The sequence below is a fragment of the Bradyrhizobium sp. USDA 4461 genome, assembly GCF_054055655.1.
In genome coordinates, this window is sequence record NZ_JBSRXM010000001.1 from 3149062 (window position 1) to 3164475 (window position 15414).

A 15414-nucleotide genomic window follows, 5' to 3' on the forward strand; every position below is an offset into this window, starting at 1 on the left:
CGTGCACAACTAACGAACCGTACTCAACCTGTTCTTCTCACAATGCGCGGTTATGTTTCCGTAGTTCTCCGCGTTTGAGAACGAAGTTCCGCCGGACCGCAGGACGGCCGGCGGCCCGCCGCGGTGCTGGTCAGCGCCATCCCATCGCGGGCGCGACGTGAGTCAAAATGCTCTCGATCACATGCGCGTTGTAGGCGACGCCGAGCTGATTGGGGACGGTCAGCAGCAGCGTGTCGGCCTCGGCGATCGCCTCGTCGGTCTTGAGCTGTTCGATCAGCCTGTCCGGCTCGGCGGCGTAGCCGCGGCCGAAGATCGCGCGCGTGCGCTCGTCGATGAAGCCGATCTGGTCTTCTTCCTGGCCGTTGCCGAAATAGGCGCGGTCGCGGTCGTCGACCAGTGCGAAGATGCTGCGGCTCACCGAGACCCGCGGCTCGTGGCTGTGACCGGCCTCCTTCCAGGCGGCGCGGTAGGCGCGGATCTGCGCGGCCTGCTGGATGTGGAAAGGCTCTCCGGTCTCGTCGCTCTTCAGCGTCGAGCTTTGCAGGTTCATGCCGAGCTTCGCTGCCCAGACCGCGGTGGCGTTCGAGCCGGCGCCCCACCAGATGCGTTCGCGCAGGCCTTCCGAGAGCGGTTCGAGCCGCAGCAGGCCGGGCGGATTTGGGAACATCGGCCGCGGATTCGGCTGCGCAAAGCCCTCGCCGCGCAGCAGCTCGAGGAAGATCTCGGCATGACGGCGGCCCATGTCGGCGTCGGTCTGGCCCTCGCCCGGCTGATAGCCGAAATAGCGCCAGCCATCGATCACCTGCTCGGGCGAGCCGCGGCTGATGCCGAGTTGCAGGCGTCCCTGCGCGATCAGGTCGGCCGCGCCGGCGTCCTCGATCATGTACATCGGATTTTCGTAGCGCATGTCGATCACGGCGGTGCCGATCTCGATCCGGCTGGTCTTGGCGCCGACCGCCGCCAGCAGCGGGAACGGCGAGGCCAGCTGGCGGGCGAAGTGATGGACGCGAAAATACGCGCCGTCCGCGCCGAGCTCTTCGGCGGCGACCGCCAGCTCGATGGATTGCAGGAGCACGTCCGCGGCCGAGCGGGCCTGGGATTGCGGCGAGGGCGTCCAGTGCCCGAACGAGAGGAATCCGATTTTCTTCATGTCGGCAATGTAGGCATGTCCGGTGCGAATTGCGATTGGTGGCGTGACCCCTCGGGAGACCGAAATCATCCCCGGAACGATGGAAAGTGTTTACCAGCCGGGACGATTTTCTGCGGCTGATATTGCGGGTTGCGCGTCTCGCGCTGCTGCGCAACTGCGCATGCGTGCAGGTCTTGCCGCCTGCGCCACAGCGTGACTTGCGATCCTCCGGCGCGCCGCCTAGCTTTCCGCCACCATTGCTCCCGCCATCACGTTCCCGCAGGTCCCGATGCCGCAGCCGCTTCTGTTTCAGCCGATCACGCTTCGCGGCGTGACCTCCCGAAACCGCATCCTGATTTCGCCGATGTGCCAGTATTCGGCGACCGACGGCCTCGCCAATGATTGGCATCTTGTTCATCTCGGCAAATTCGCCCAGGGCGGCGCCGGGATCGTGATGGTCGAGGCTGCGGCGGTGGCCGCCGAGGGCCGCATCACCCATGGCGATGTCGGCATCTGGAACGACGAGCAGATCGCGCCGCTGGAGCGCATCGCGGCCTTTCTGAAGGACAACGGCGCGGTGCCCGCGATCCAGCTCGCGCATGCCGGACGCAAGGCCAGCATGCAGCGACCCTGGTACGGCAATGCCGCACTCGACGAAGCCGACCACGCCCGCGGCGATCTGCCGTGGCGGACGGTGGCGCCGAGCGCGATCCCGATGGAGGAGGGCTGGCTGATGCCGCACGCGCTCGATGTCGAGGAGCTCGCAGCACTGCGCGAGCAATGGCGGCGCGCCACGCTGCGTGCGGTGGAGGCGGGCTTCGAATTCGTCGAGGTGCATTGTGCGCACGGCTATCTGCTGCACGAATTCCTCTCGCCACTGTCGAACCACAGGAACGACGCCTATGGCGGCGACCGCACCGGGCGGATGCGCTATCCGCTCGAGGTGATCGAGACCGTACGCGCCGCATGGCCCGCGGAGCGGCCGCTGTCGGTACGGATCTCCTCGGTCGACGGTGTCGATGGCGGCCTGACGCTCGAGGACCAGATCGCGTTCGCCAAGGCGGCCAAGGCGCGCGGCGCCGATCTGATCGATTGCTCGTCGGGCGGCCTGCTCGGCTCGGCGACCGCGGCGCGGATTCCGCGCGGTTACGGGTTTCAGGTGCCTTATGCGGACGAGATCCGCCGCGCCGCCGAGATCGCCACCATCGCGGTCGGCCTGATCCTGCATCCGCAGCAGGCCGAGGATGTTCTGGCGGGCGGCCAGGCCGATCTGGTCGCGATCGGCCGCGAGGCGCTGTTCGATCCGAACTGGCCGCTGCACGCCGAGCTTGCGCTCGGCGGCGGAAGCGGCGAGGTGTTCGCATCCTGGCCGAAGCAGTATGGTTGGTGGCTGGAGCGGCGCGAGCCGGGCCTGCGCAGGCTCGAAGGCCCGCCGCTGCCGTTCCGTAGCGTTTAATCAGAACAGCTGACAAGAAACCTGGGAGGTCGTCACATGACAACAATCGCAAAACGTCCCTATCGCGGCGTCTTCCCGGTCGCGCCGACCATCTTCGACGCCAGCGGCAACCTCGATCTCGACGGACAGCGCCGCTGCATCGATTTCATGATCGATGCCGGCTCGCACGGCATCTGCATCCTCGCCAACTTCTCCGAGCAGTTCGTGCTGACGGATGCCGAGCGCGAGTCCGTGATGCATGCGGTGCTCGAGCATGTCGCCGGCCGCATTCCCGTCATCGTCACCACGACGCATTTCTCCTCGGCGGTGTGCTCTGAGCGCAGCCGCGAGGCGGAGGCCGCCGGTGCTGCGATGGTGATGATCATGCCGCCCTATCACGGTGCGACCTTCCGGGTTGGCGAGCCGGCGATCTACGAATTCTATCGCGTGGTCTCCGATGCGATCGGCATCCCGATCATGATCCAGGACGCGCCGGTCGCCGGCACGCCGCTGTCGATCGATTTCCTGGCGCGGATGGCAAAGGAGCTCGCCAATGTCAGGTATTTCAAGATCGAGGTGCCGATGGCCGCCAACAAGCTGCGCGGTCTGATCGAGAAGGGCGGCAACGTGATCGAGGGGCCGTGGGACGGCGAGGAGGCGATCACGCTGATGGCCGATCTCGACGCCGGTGCCACCGGCGCGATGACCGGCGGCGGCTATCCCGACGGCATCCGCCAGATCATGGATCCGTTCCTCGCCGGCCGCCGCGACGAGGCCGTGCAGGCCTATGCGCGCTGGCTGCCGCTGATCAATTACGAGAACCGGCAATGCGGGCTGCAAGCCTGCAAGGTGCTGATGCGCGAGGGCGGCGTCATCAAGTCGGACGCGGTGCGCCACCCGTTGCAGCCGCTGCATCCGGCGACGCGCGCCGGCCTGATCGAGATCGCGCGCACGCTCGATCCGGTCGTGCTGCGCTGGGGGCGTTGAGCCGGCCCCACTGCCGTCCGCATTCACATAACCGTCAACAACCGCATCTAGCGTTCTGGTCCGGTAGCGCGAGCGGGGCGTTTCCCCCGTGCGCGCTGGATATGTCGGACCGGTCAGGCGGACGCGGATGATCGAAACCTTCCGGGTTGGCCGCTTTGCGATGCGCTACGGGCATTTCGTGCCGCGGCTCTACAATTATTGCCGTTCGCTCGGCTTCGAACGGCAGCACATGCTGCCGTCCCGGGCGTTTTGCTCCGACGAGAGCCAGGGCTATCCGGTGATGCTGCTGGCCCAGCATTTCGGGACGTTTCCGTTCGACCATGGGCGGGTCGGCGGCAAGGTTGCGATCAACCGCCACGGACCTTATGCCCATCACGGCGAGGATCTGGTGCTGATCCAGGCCAGCCATGTCGGCTACGATCCCGATGATGGCCGCTTCGGCGTCTATCAGCGCCACCGCACCGAAGATTGCAGGTTCGGAGATTGCTGCGGCAAGCTCTGCAGCGTGCTGCGCTGGTACGAGGACGAGTACGCGCATGCCTGCCGGCAGGTGCAATGCAGCCGGCTCAATGGCGAGCCGGTGTTCCAGATCGACAATCAATATCTCGACGATGCCCGCAGCGACGGCCTCTTCCTGTCGCTCGAGCGGATGGTCGAGATGCCGGTTCAGCCGCTGACCGTGCTGAGCACCTCGAAGGTGTTTCGCGCGAGCCCGGCGATCCGCCAGCGGCTTGGCGAGGCCAGCTTTGGTGAGACGCCGGCACCGATCGGCACGGCGCTGTCGCCCGATCTGTTTCACTTCCGCCGCGCGCCGGCCGAAGGTCCCGATGGCCATGACATTCTCGAGGCGGCGCTCGCTCCAGTGATGCCGGCGCTGGTGACGTCGCCGCATCCCGCACTGGATGCGGCGCGCTTCGTCACCCAGGCCGAGTTCGACCGCACCTACCGCAGCATTTTGCGCGAGCCGGCGTTTGCGACCAAGAATGTGCTGTTGGTTTCCGGCCTCAACATCGACGTGTCGCCGCGCGAGGGATTCTCGTTTCCGTTCACCAAATTCGTGCCGTGGGCCGCCTATGCCCGGCTGCGCGACGGCCGCTCGTTCCTGCTGGAGCAGGAGCAATTGGCCGAGACGCTGCGCCGGATGCCGGGCGAGAATCCGGACTGCCTGTCGTTCGACACCACGATCGAGCAGATGACCGCGGCGCCGGAAATCCGCATTCCGATCGGCTGATCCAGATGACGACGCTCCCCGCTTTGTGCACGCGTACCCCTCCCAAGCCGCGCCTCCAGCGGCTGGAATTGATGGACCGCGAGCCAGGCTTGACCCGGCGTAGCTTCATTCTCGGCTGCCTTGGCATGGCCGCGAGCCAGATGCTACGCCTGCTCGACAGGCTCCAGCAATTGCCGCTGCTGCGCATTCGTTTTCCCTGACCGTGAGCGAACGCGTTACAGCCAGCGTGACACAGAGAAGATCGCCAGACCGACGAGCCCGCCGACGACGGTGCCGTTGATCCGGATGAATTGCAGGTCGCGTCCGACTTGTAGCTCGATCCGCATGATCAGCGTCTCGGTATCCCAGTTCTCGACCACCTTGCGGATGAAGGCCGCGATCTCCTGCCGCCGCGACGCAACCGCGCGCAGCGCGGCAACGCGAAGCCAGCGGTTGATGCGGTCGCGCATCTCGGCATCGTCGCGGATCCGCACCGCAACCGACATCAGGGCGGTTTCGATCGCGTCCGCGATCGCAGCCGAGGCTGCTGCGGAATTCAGCCGCGCCTCGATGGCGTGCCACATCGCGTCGATCTGCCGGATCACGGCGGGGTTATCGAGCAGGTTCTGCTTCAGCTCCTCGCCCTTGGCGAGATAGTCGGGATCGGTGGCGAGCCGGTCGATCAGGCGCTCGATCTCGGCCTTGAGCTCGATGCGCCAGGGATGGTTCGGCTCGCGCAGCTCGTCGAGCGTCTGGCCGATGCCGGAGATGACGCGGTCGGCGACGATGCCGTCGACCCATTTCGGCACGAAGCGATAGGAGCGCTGCGAGACCTTCTTGCGGATCGTCTCCTTGTTGTTGGCGAGCGCCACGCTGGCCGACGTGATCAGCCGCTCGACCAGCGCCTGCGCATCGCCATGCGCCCACAACAGCGCCAGCACGCGCGAAGCCAGCGGCGCCACCGGAACCGCCGCGATCCCCTGCCGCGTCCGGCGGGTCAGGAAGGCGTTGATGTCGGCGCTCGGCGTCGCCTGCAAGGCCTGATGGACCGCCGAGACCGTGCGCTGTGCGGCGCTGCGGGCATGCGACGGCCGCTCGATCCATTGCGCCGTCCAGCCGGCGATATCGACGTCGCGGATGCGATCGCCGATCACGCGCGGCGACAGGAAGTTGTTGGCGATGAAGCGGCCGAGCGCGACCGCGATGCGCTGCTTGCTCTGCGGGACGATCGCGGTGTGCGGAATCGGAATGCCGAGCGGATGACGAAACAGCGCGACGACCGCGAACCAGTCGGCGCAGGCGCCGATCATGCCGGCCTCGGCGAAGGCGCGCGGATAGGCCAGCCAAGGCCAGTGCGGCTGCGCCATCGAGGTCGCCAGGAATACCAGCAGCATGAGCACGAGCAGCGCTGTGGCGAGCGAGCGCATGCGACGGAGGTCGCGCAGCCTGGTGTCCTCAGGCGGAAGCACGGCGCCGATATCCAATTGCTGCCAAACGCCTCATGCGGTGGCGATGCCGCGCCGCGGCGCGAGCCCGGCCGCGATCGCCGCGTAATGTTGCCGAACGCCGGTGCTGCCGTGGATCCGTTCCAGCCGGCGCACGGTGAAGTGCCCCTTCGCGATCTTCTGGAAATGATCCATGAAGATGACGTTGACGGTCGCGCCGAACGCCGCGCCGATGATCGGAACCGCGCCGGCCGCGGCCTTGTCCGAGACCACCAGCCCGAACCGGGACACCAGTTCGCTGACCAGGTTGGAGATCACCGGGGCGGAGGCATCCACCGCGCCGCGCTCCAGGATATAGGCGGCGGCGTCGCTGGTGTACTTGCTGATCAGCGCGCGGGCGGCGTAATAGCCGATGTCGACAGTCTCGTCGGTGCGCTTGGTGCCGTAGGCGAACACTTCGAGACAGGCGAGCCGTGCCTCGATGTTGGAGAGATCCTCGCCCTGGTGCCGCGCGATTTCGGCGATCGCGCGCAGCATCAGGGTCGTCGTCAGGGGCAGTTCGACCGCGAGCGCGCCGAAGCCGAACAGGCCGCTGACGCCTCCGGTCACGCCGGCGAGAAACGACGAGAAGGTCACCGCGGGTGCGGGCGGCGGCTTCTCGTCGAGCGTGTCGACGGCGACTTCCAGTCCCTTCATGACCGCCGTGCGCACCAGCCCGCTGAGCTGGCGGTTGGCGGCTTTCGGCAGCAGGTTCAGGACGCGATTGACGGGGACGCCGGCATAGTCGGCGATCCGTGCTGCGAGGTTGGGGCTTTCCAGTGTCTTGACCGCGGCTTGTAGTGCGGCGTGATCGCCGGGAGGAAGCACAAGGAGCGGGGCGACATCCTGGCTCATTGATACCTGAGGATTGGCCGGATGCCGTTGACGCTCGCCAGGATCGCCGAGCCGTTGCTGATCAGGGCGGTCACCTCCGGCGTGATCAGGCCGCCGGGCAAGGCAAGGCCGAGCGCCAGCGTGTTGAGCGCGGCGACGATGGCATAGTTCTGCTTGATCAGGCTGACCGCGCCTTGCGAGATCTCGACCGCCTTGACCAGCTTCCAGAGCGAATCCTCCATCAGGATGACGTCGGCGGATTCGTGGGTGACTTCGGCGCCATGCTTCATGGCGATTCCGACATCGGCGAAGCTGAGTGCCGGGGAATCGTTGATGCCGTCGCCGACCATGGCGACTCGTCGCCCCTGGCGCTGCAACTCCTGGATCACGCCGGCCTTGTCGGCCGGCAGCATGTCCGCGAAGTGCTCGGTCAGCCCGAGATTCTCGCAGACGGCGCGCGCCACCACCGCATTGTCGCCGGTCAGCATGATGCTGTTCTTGACGCCCAGCGCATGCAGCCGCTGGATCACCGAACGGCTCTCCTCGCGGATCTCGTCGGAATACGGCACGAGGCCGGCGAGCTTGCCGTCGACGGCGATGTACAGGCTCGAATAGCCGCGCTCGTCGAGCGCCGCGCGATCGAGGACCGAGGCATCGACCGCGATCTCGCTCTGGCGCATGAAGCGCTGGTTGCCGACATGGACGTAGTAGCCGTTGACCTGGCCCTCGACGCCGAGGCCGAGGCGGTAGGTGGTTTCGTTGCAGGGCGGAATGTTCACCGCGAGCTGCCGGGCGCGGGTGCGCAGCGCTTCGGCGACCGGATGTTGCAGCTTGGTCTCGGCGGCCGCGGCGAGCCCGAGCAAATGGTTCGGCGTGATCTGCTTCTGATAGGAGATCACGTCGATCACGGCGGGCGTGCCGTGAGTCAGGGTGCCGGTCTTGTCGAACACCATGGTGTCGATCCCGGCGAGCTTCTCCATATGGCCGCCGCTCTTGATGATCATGCCGGTGCGGGCGGCCAAGGTCATCGAGGACAGCACCGACGTCGGCGCGGCGACCCGGATGCCGGTGCCGTAGTCGACGATCACAAGCGACAGGAAGCGATTGAAATCGCCCGAGACCATGGCGGTGCCGGTGGCGAGCGCCAGCGTCGGGGTCACCAGCCGGTCGGCGAAGCGCTCGGCATGGTTCTGCATGCGGGTGTCGCCGATCGGCGCGGATTCGATCAGCCGCACGATCTGGCCGGCGGTGGTCGCGGTTCCGACGCGCAGCGCCCGCAACGTGATCTGGCCCTCGCGGATCACAGTCGCGGCGAAGGCGGCCTCGCCCTTGCCGCGATGCACCGGCAGGCCCTCGCCGGTGATCGTCTTCTGGTCGATGGTGGCGGAGCCGTCGATGATCTCGCCGTCGACCGGGATCATCTCGCCGGGATACACCACGACGATGTCGCCGTTCTTCAGCTCGGCGGCGGCGATCGATACCACCTCGCCGTCGCGCAGCAGCCAGGCCGTCTTCGACTGGAATTCGAGCAGCTCGTTGATCGCGCGCCGCGAGCCGGCGGCGGTCAGGTCGCGGATCCAGTCGCCGAGCTTGATCAGCCAGGTGACGATGCAGCCGGCCAGCGGGTTGCCCTGGATCACCGAGGCGCTGATCGCGAGCGTATCGAGCACATCGATGTTCAGCCGGCTCTCGTTCGCCCAGACCTTCCACGCGCGCCTGGCGATCGGAATCGCATTCCAGAGCATCAGCGGCATGTTGACCGCCGCGATCACCGGATTGGCGCTGAAAGCCATGAACAGCGACAGCGTCGGCAGCGCCAGCGGCGAGCGCTTGGAGACCTCCGGGACGCTGGCGCGCGGCGAAGCCACCTCCGGCGTGGCGCTTGCACAGAGCGCCTTGACGTCGGCGAGGCTCATGCTCTTGAAGCCGTTCAGCAGCGCGAGCAGCCTTTGCTCGTGCGCCGGATCGTATTCCAGCACGAGGCTCGCGCAGTCGTAGTTGATCCGTGCGGTCCTGATCCCGTCCTGCGCCCGCAGCCAGCCAAGGCAGCTTTCACCCAGCTTGCGATTGTGTCCGAGCGCCGGGATGCTCAGACGAATGCGGCCTGGCATCGAGTGGCAGAAACGGAAGTCCATGAATTTGCGCTCTCGCCCCTCGCGCGCGTCAGGCCTTCGCGCCTGCCGGCTCCGCCTCTTCCGCGGCGCCCATGTTGGCCTGAATCATGTGGTTGAGTGCAAAGATCGCCAGCGTGACCCAAACCGGCGTCGCGGCGCTGGCGCCGACTTCGAAGATGGTGAAGCCGGCAATGCCGGTGGCAAGCAGGATCTTCAGGTCGACGACGTTTCCGGTGGCGACCTTGATCCCGTTGTCGAAGTCCTTGAAGAAATCGACGATTACCTTGGCCGTATGCGAATGCTCGGCGAGGTACTCGGCTTCCTGCTCGATCTTGGTGGCGAGCGCGTCGATCTCGTTGGTCGGCGGCTTGTAATGGCCACCGGTATGGTGCTCGAGCCGGCCGTGAAATTCGTCGTGCCGCTCGGTGTCGTAGTGCAGCACGATGCTTCCGGTCGCCGGGTTGACGATGACCTCCTCGATGCCGGGAATGACGCTGAAGGTCTGCTTGATCTGCTCAAGAAGCTCGGGATTCTCCTTGGCCGACGGCACCTTCATGCGGATCCGGCCGGGAACCTGATGCGCAATCTGCAGCTTCATCTTGGTCATCGTCGTCCTCCAACAGCATTCGAGCGCCGGCGCGGGACGTGAACGATGCCGTCGTCGAACACAATTGCCTGTGGCGCCGGTCTCTCCATCGCAACGACGGTCACCGGCGCATGTCGTCTCGTCGTATCCTGAGCGTTGGGCGTCCGGCTCAGGCCGCGGAGTGCGTCCGGCCCTCTGCCGCCGCCTTTTCCTGCGCCTGGCCTTCGGCCTTCACTTCCGCGACGATGTCGTTCACCTGCTCATGGGCTTCGGCGAACATTTCGCGCGATTTCTGCGCGAACTTGTAGGTGCCGCGAACGGTGGATTTGAACAGCGGATTGAGTGCGCCGGCCAGTTTCGGCAGATACTTCGGCGCCGCAACCGCGGCAACGCCGAGTGCAAGTCCAGGCAGCAGGGCAGCTTCGAACACGGCTGCACCCACAGCCACCACCGCGACAACCGCGACCGTCTTGTTGATGCCGCCGCTTTCCTCGGAATCCTGCTCGGGGGCGTCATGGTGGAAGGCGGTATCGTGACTGCTACCATTGGTATTCGGGTTCATCGGAAATCCCTTGTGACCGCTCAACTGACTGCAGTTTCATCAATAACGGCGGATTGAAATGGATTCGTGACACTTTCATTACAGCCGTCCGACCGATTCTGGCGGCATGGTGTCGCAGCGCAGCAGGGACGAATTTGCGGATCGACGCAGCGTCGGTCGCGGCTGCGGATTGATGTCCGAGTGTATCTGTCTTGCTGCTTTTGCATGGATCCGGCGCAAGCCAGGCCGGATGCCAGCAGCGCTATGTCCTAGCGGTCCCACGTCACCGGTAAATCCAGCAGGCCGCGGAAGGCCCAGCCGCCGATCCGCGGCGGCTTGTCCGCGATCAGGCGCAGATTCCTGAGCCTTTCGAAGATCGCGGGCAGTGCGACGTCGGCCACCATGGCGCGCGAGGCCCAGGCGCCGGCACAGAAATGCGGACCGGCGCCGAACGCGATGCTCTTGCTGGCGTCGCGGCGCACGTCAAAGGCGTCGGGCCGGTCGAAATGCTTCTCGTCGCGGTTCGCCGAGCCGAACATCAGGAACACGCGTTCATCGGTCTCGAAGGCGACGTCCCGGATCGTCCAGGGCTTGGCGATCCGCCGCGGCGACATGCCGATCGGCGAGATCCAGCGGGCATATTCCTCGAACACCTGCAGCCACGGGATCGCGCCGCCCATCGCCAGCGCCAACTGGTCCGGATGGGTCAACAGCGCCCACACCGTGCCGGCGATCGCGTCGCGCGGCTCGTTCTGGCCGCCCGAGATCGCGAGCTTGATATTGGCGCGCACGCTCTCCATCGGCATCTCGGTCTGAAGCAGCACGCCGAGCAGGCTGAGGTCGGGCGTCTTGCGCAGCATCGGGACCATGTCGTCGATCGCGGCGTCGATGCCCGCGGTCGCCGCGTGGCAGCGCGCCTCGATCGCGGGATCGCCGACATAATTGGCCACCCCGTCGATCATGCCTTGCGACCAGGCGTTCATGTCCTGGAAGCGCATGTTGGTGAGGCCGGTGATCGATTTCAGGCATTCGGCCGAGAACGGCAGCGCGAAGGCCTGCACGAAGTCGACCACGCCGTCAGGCTCGAGTTCGTCGAGGATGCGCTTCGCATGTCCGGCGAACTGCGCGGTCCAGTGCGATCGCACGGTCTTCGGCGAGATCGTCGGAAAGATTGCTTTGCGCTCGATCATGTGCGCATCGCCGTCCTTGCGCATCATGTTGTGGCCCATCAATTTGTTCATCAGCCCTTCGGGCTGGTGCGACGAGAACACGTCGATCTGCTTCTCCGACACGAAGATATCGTCGCGGTTGCACAGCAACGTGCTGCCGAGCTGCGGCACGAAGGCGATCGGGGCCTCCTTGCGCATGCGCGCCAGTGCCGGATAGGGATCCTGCCAGAACGCTGTGACGTCGATGTCGAAATGGGGAGCGGTGCTCACGGCGCGGTCTCGGGTTGGCCTCGGGTTTCGGACCAAGCATAGCCGCACAGCTGTCGCCGGTCTGTCCCTACCGTTGGGGACAGTGAGGCCGCCCTCAAAGCGCCCTCAGTTCAGCCGGTGTCCCGACGCCATCAGCCGCAGCGCGATCGCGAACAGCTCGTTCTGCGAGGAGATGCCGAGCTTGTCATAGGCGCGCTTGCGATAGGTGAGGGCGGAGTGCAGCCCGATGCCGAGCTCGGCTGCGATCGCTTCCGAGCTGAGGCCGGTGAGGATGCGCAGGCAGACCTCCTTCTCGCGCCCGGTCAGTCTCGCGAGCGGCTCGGCGTTCGCAAACAGGGTCTTCAGCCGCGCGATCGGATCAACGTCCGCAGTCGGCTCGCCCTGGAAGTGCCGGGCCACGGCTGCGGTCAGCGCCGGCGCGACCGCGGCGAGGCGCGCGATCTGCTCGCGGCTGAAGCGGCCCTGCTCGGTGATCTGGTAGAAATTGACGTAGAAGCAGGTATCGCCGGTCCAGATCGCGGCGGCGAATTTGTCGACGATGTCGGAATCGTCGAAGAAGATCTTGCGATAGCCGTCGCTGTACATGCGGCGGGCGAAAGTCGGCAGCAGGATCGGGGCGGCCTGCGCCTGCCCTTCGAACACCGTATCCCGGTTCGGGTCGGCCTGATGGAAATGTTCGGAATAGGCGATCCCGAGATCGCGCCCGGTCGGGATGTTGCCGACATCGAGCAGGCACGCGGCCGACCGCGGCCCGGTGAACGAGAACACCATGCAGTGACCGACACCGGCAACGCGGCGCAGCGTGCCGATCAGCGCTTGCGCAAAGCTGTCGCGGCCGATCGCCAGCAGTGCCGGCGTGATGTCGCTGACGACAGAAGTCTTGAAGGCGAAATCGGCCTTCATGGTGTCCTCCCTGTGTTTCGGGAAGACTAGCAGCGACGCCACGGGGGTGGAAGCGGGGGGCCGGTCCCCGCTATTGGGGCAAGAGCAGCTCTATCCCTCGTCATTCCCCGGTGCGCAATTGCGCACCGGGGAATGACGGCCGTGGGGAAAGCGCCTCAGGCGCCCGGCACCTGGTCGAGGAAGCCGGTGATGCTCCTGATCCGGCCGTCCTTCAGCATGGCGAAATCGGTGCCCTTGATCGGGCTGTCGACGCCCTCGGGCCCAAGCCCCCAGGAGAAGCGGACGTGGTCGCCGAAGCCGTTCGGCTCGCCGATCAGCTTGAAGGAGAAGTCCGGAAACTTCTGCTGCACGCCCGCGATCAGCGCGTCGACGCCTTCATGGCCGTCGCCGCTCATCAGCGGATCGACATAGCGCGCATCGGCGGTCCAGTTCTCGCTCAGCATCTCGCGGCGCCGGCTCGGCGTGCGCTCGTTCCAGAGCTCGATATAGCGGCGGGCAATGGTGGCGTGGTCGGTCATGGTGCTCTCCTTCTGATAGGCCGGACTGTGCGGCTGTCCGGACTATCGAAGGTTCGCCTGCACCGATCGATTACCTCGGAGGTCATCGCGCGCGTTATGGCGCGATGGTCACGGCTTGATGTAGGCCTCGGGATCACCCCGGGCGTGTGCCTCCATCGCATCGAGGAAGCAGCGTACCTTGGCCGGGACGAATTGCCGGGCCGGCAACAGCGCGTGCACGTTGAGCGGCTCGCAGGCATGGTCCGGCAAGACCCGCCGCAACTGGCCGGCGGCGACCGCGGCACGGGTGTAGCTCGCTGTGACCCGCAGCACGCCGTGGCCGGCGAGCGCCGCCTGCAGCCGGACATGCGCATTCGAGCTGGTCAGCCGCGCGCGATCGACCGCGAGGTGCTCGACCGCGCCGCCGGGTGCAGTGATCGCCCATGGCGGATCGCTGGGGCCGGTCAGCAGCGGCAGCTTCCGCAATTCGTCCAGCGTGCGCGGCTCACCGAATGTCTCCAGCAGCGCCGGCGCCGCGAACAGGCCGCGTTCGAGGGTGAAGACGCGGCGGATCACGATGCCGGCCGACGGCAGCGGCGCCTCCAGCATCGCGAACACGATGTCGTAGTTCTCGGCGATCGGGTTGACGATGTCGTGCTCGACATCGATCCGGATCGAAAGCTCGGGATAGCGGCCCATCACCGCGCAGGCGACCGGTCCCGCGTGGTGCGCGCCGAATTCGTACGGCGCCTTGATGCGCAGCGTGCCCGCCACCGCGCCGGACATCGCCAGCGCCTCGCTGTGGGTGTCGTGCAGCGCGGCGAACAGCGGGCGCACCTTGCGATAGATGGTCGCGCCGGAATCGGTCAACCGCAGGTGCCGGGTGGTGCGCTCGATCAGACGCAGCCCGAGATTGGCTTCCAGACGCTGCACCGCAGCACTGAGGCTCGATTTGGGATGTCCGAGCACGCGCGCAGCCGCGGTGAAGCCGCCATGCTCGACAACCTCGCAAAACAGCTCCCAGTCGCGCCACTCCATGGCCGATTGTCCATCCGGCGGTACAGTGTGTCCAGCCAAATCGGATTATCCCAGCCGCCGGGATCACCTAAACCTGACCGCAAGCATTCGTGCATCGGGAGGGTGATATGGCTGACGACGGAATTTTTCTGCGCAACGCCTGGTACGTGGCGGCGCTGAACCACGAATTGATCGACGGCAAGAAGCTGGCGCGCACCATCCTGGAGCGGCCGATCGTGCTCTATCGCGGGTCGAGCGGGAAGGTCGTCGCGCTGGACGACCGCTGCTGCCATCGCGCCGCGCCGCTCTCGATGGGACGCATCGAAGGCGACGACATCAGGTGCATGTATCACGGCATGAAGTTCGCGGCCGACGGCAAGTGCATCCAGATCCCCGGGCAGGACGCGATTCCGGCCAAGCTCGGCGTGCGCAGTTATCCGGTGGTCGAACGCTACAACATGATCTTCATCTGGACCGGCGATCCCGAAAAGGCCGATCCGAAGCTGATCCTCGACTATCCGCCGCTCGAAGATCCCAAATGGCGCGGCCTGCCGGGCTACATGCACTATAAGGCCAATTGGCTCTTGATCGTCGATAACCTCAGCGACTTCGCGCACCTCGCGTTCGTGCACACCAACACGCTCGGCGGCTCCGAGGAATACGCCTACAAGACCAAGCCGGTCGCGATCGAGAAGCTCGACGACGGCTTCCGCGTCGAGCGCTGGCACATGGGCGCCGATGCGCCGCCCTACCACAAGAAGGTGATCTCGAACCGCGACGACAAGGTCGACCGCCGCAATATCGGCCGCATGATCGTGCCGGGCATCTTCACGCTCGACACCACCTTTGCGCCGGCCGGGCAGGGCGTCGAGAAGGGCGTTCAGGTCCCGGGCACGCGGTCCTATCGCAACGCGCAGTTCATGACGCCGGAGACGCGCTCGTCGACGCACTTCTTCTGGAACTATTTGCACGATTTCGACATCGACAATCCGAACATATCGCTGTCGCTGCGGCATTCGCTCGAGGAGGCCTTCAACGAGGACAAGGACTTCATCGAGGCGCAGCAGAAGGTGCTCGACGCCGATCCGGACTATCAGCTGCTCGCGATCGGCGCCGATGCGCCGTTAACCTATTTCCGCTGGCTGTTCGCCCGCAGGCTCGATGCGGAGAAAAGCGCGGCGCGCGCCGCTTAAAAGCGAATGGCGCGGTGGCCTGGGGCCGCCGCGCCATTTTTGATC

The 15414-nt window shown here is 66.0% G+C and carries 15 protein-coding genes; 5 read left to right on the plus strand and 10 right to left on the minus strand.

Annotation, left to right across the window (positions count from 1 at the left end):
• Positions 1-130: 130 nt before the first annotated feature.
• Positions 131-1150, minus strand: coding sequence for an LLM class flavin-dependent oxidoreductase (locus ACVINW_RS14675; protein ID WP_456751954.1), 1020 nt, complete (start codon positions 1148-1150; stop codon positions 131-133).
• 268 nt (positions 1151-1418) lie between these two features.
• On the opposite strand from ACVINW_RS14675, the gene ACVINW_RS14680 reads away from it, so the two are divergent.
• The 4 genes from ACVINW_RS14680 (at position 1419) to ACVINW_RS14695 (ending at position 4982) form a co-directional block, all read left to right on the plus strand.
• Positions 1419-2585: an NADH:flavin oxidoreductase/NADH oxidase gene (locus tag ACVINW_RS14680; RefSeq protein ID WP_456751955.1), complete on the plus strand. Its 1167-nt coding sequence runs from the start codon at positions 1419-1421 to the stop codon at positions 2583-2585.
• 36 nt (positions 2586-2621) lie between these two features.
• Positions 2622-3551, plus strand: coding sequence for a dihydrodipicolinate synthase family protein (locus ACVINW_RS14685; RefSeq protein ID WP_456751956.1), 930 nt, complete (start codon positions 2622-2624; stop codon positions 3549-3551).
• Positions 3552-3678: 127 nt separating this feature from the next.
• Positions 3679-4782, plus strand: coding sequence for a hypothetical protein (locus ACVINW_RS14690; protein ID WP_456751957.1), 1104 nt, complete (start codon positions 3679-3681; stop codon positions 4780-4782).
• 5 nt (positions 4783-4787) lie between these two features.
• A complete protein-coding gene (locus ACVINW_RS14695) occupies positions 4788-4982 on the plus strand; it encodes a hypothetical protein (RefSeq protein ID WP_456751958.1) in 195 nt (64 codons plus the stop codon).
• Positions 4983-4997: 15 nt separating this feature from the next.
• Here the strand turns inward: ACVINW_RS14695 and ACVINW_RS14700 are convergent, their stop codons facing one another.
• From ACVINW_RS14700 to ACVINW_RS14740, 9 genes are all read right to left on the minus strand, one after another.
• On the minus strand, positions 4998-6230 hold the full coding sequence (locus tag ACVINW_RS14700; RefSeq protein WP_456751959.1) for a DUF445 domain-containing protein: 1233 nt from the start codon (positions 6228-6230) through the stop codon (positions 4998-5000).
• Positions 6231-6260: 30 nt separating this feature from the next.
• Positions 6261-7100 (minus strand): EcsC family protein, encoded by an 840-nt coding sequence (locus ACVINW_RS14705; protein ID WP_456751960.1) that lies wholly within the window; start codon positions 7098-7100, stop codon positions 6261-6263.
• The gene (locus tag ACVINW_RS14710) at positions 7097-9214 is read right to left on the minus strand and encodes a heavy metal translocating P-type ATPase (protein ID WP_456751961.1); all 2118 of its coding nucleotides are present in this window, start codon (positions 9212-9214) and stop codon (positions 7097-7099) included. The genes ACVINW_RS14705 and ACVINW_RS14710 overlap by 4 nt, the downstream gene beginning before the upstream one ends.
• 28 nt (positions 9215-9242) lie before the next feature.
• The gene (locus ACVINW_RS14715) at positions 9243-9800 is read right to left on the minus strand and encodes an HMA2 domain-containing protein (protein ID WP_456751962.1); all 558 of its coding nucleotides are present in this window, start codon (positions 9798-9800) and stop codon (positions 9243-9245) included.
• Between the two features lie 148 nt (positions 9801-9948).
• A complete protein-coding gene (locus tag ACVINW_RS14720) occupies positions 9949-10341 on the minus strand; it encodes a DUF5132 domain-containing protein (protein WP_456751963.1) in 393 nt (130 codons plus the stop codon).
• Between the two features lie 248 nt (positions 10342-10589).
• Positions 10590-11759 carry a cytochrome P450 gene (locus ACVINW_RS14725; protein WP_456751964.1) on the minus strand — a complete coding sequence of 390 codons (1170 nt, stop codon included), beginning with the start codon at positions 11757-11759 and terminating at the stop codon, positions 10590-10592.
• A 105-nt stretch (positions 11760-11864) separates the two neighbouring features.
• Positions 11865-12662: a helix-turn-helix transcriptional regulator gene (locus tag ACVINW_RS14730; RefSeq protein WP_456751965.1), complete on the minus strand. Its 798-nt coding sequence runs from the start codon at positions 12660-12662 to the stop codon at positions 11865-11867.
• 155 nt (positions 12663-12817) lie between these two features.
• Entirely contained in the window at positions 12818-13180 is a 363-nt protein-coding gene (locus ACVINW_RS14735) for a nuclear transport factor 2 family protein (protein WP_456751966.1), read from the minus strand.
• A gap of 108 nt (positions 13181-13288) precedes the next feature.
• Entirely contained in the window at positions 13289-14197 is a 909-nt protein-coding gene (locus ACVINW_RS14740) for a LysR family transcriptional regulator (RefSeq protein ID WP_456751967.1), read from the minus strand.
• Between the two features lie 107 nt (positions 14198-14304).
• Here ACVINW_RS14740 and ACVINW_RS14745 point away from each other — a divergent pair, with 107 nt between their 5' ends.
• Complete coding sequence (locus ACVINW_RS14745) at positions 14305-15369, plus strand: aromatic ring-hydroxylating dioxygenase subunit alpha (RefSeq protein ID WP_456751968.1); 1065 nt, start codon at positions 14305-14307, stop codon at positions 15367-15369.
• The last annotated feature ends 45 nt before the right edge of the window (positions 15370-15414 follow it).